At 69.6% G+C, this 474-nt stretch carries 1 protein-coding gene; it reads left to right on the top strand.

Annotated features, from left to right (window positions below; all coding sequences use genetic code 11):
• The coding region (locus tag HR086_RS47440; RefSeq protein WP_174468968.1) for a DUF885 family protein at nucleotides 1–474 on the top strand (474 nt) is incomplete at both ends.

The following is a 474-nucleotide window of genomic DNA, read 5'->3' as shown; positions in this document are numbered from 1 at the left end:
TGCCGGCCTATCGCGCCCTGCGCGGCTTCATCGCCACCGAATACCTGCCGGCCACGCGCGCCAGCAGCGGCCTGGGCGCACTGCCCGATGGCCAGGCCTGGTACGCCAGCCTGATCGTGCAGACCACCGCCAGCGACCAGACCGCCGCGCAGCTGCACGCGCTGGGCGAACAACGCGTGCAGGAACTGCAGGCGCAGATCGCCACGGTGATGAAGGATGCCAAGCTGCGCGGCACCCCCACCAAGCTGCTGCGCAGCATGCGCAACGACCGCCAGTTCCAGTACGGCGATGCCAATGCGCTGATCAACCGTTACCGCCAGGTGCAGCAGCAGGTCAACGCACGCCTGCCGCAGGTGCTGGATACCTTGCCCAAGGCGCCGCTGGACGTACGCGCGGTGGAACCGGAGCGTGCGCTCACCGCCGCTGCCGCTGCCTACCAGCCAGCACTGCCCGGGCAATCCGCGGTGCTGTACG

The sequence above is a fragment of the Myxococcus sp. CA039A genome (genome assembly GCF_013336645.1).
GTDB classification, from domain to species: domain Bacteria; phylum Myxococcota; class Myxococcia; order Myxococcales; family Myxococcaceae; genus Myxococcus; species Myxococcus llanfairpwllgwyngyllgogerychwyrndrobwllllantysiliogogogochensis.
Note: the sequence above shows the minus strand (reverse complement) of the source record. Positions and strands in the feature narration are given on the sequence as shown.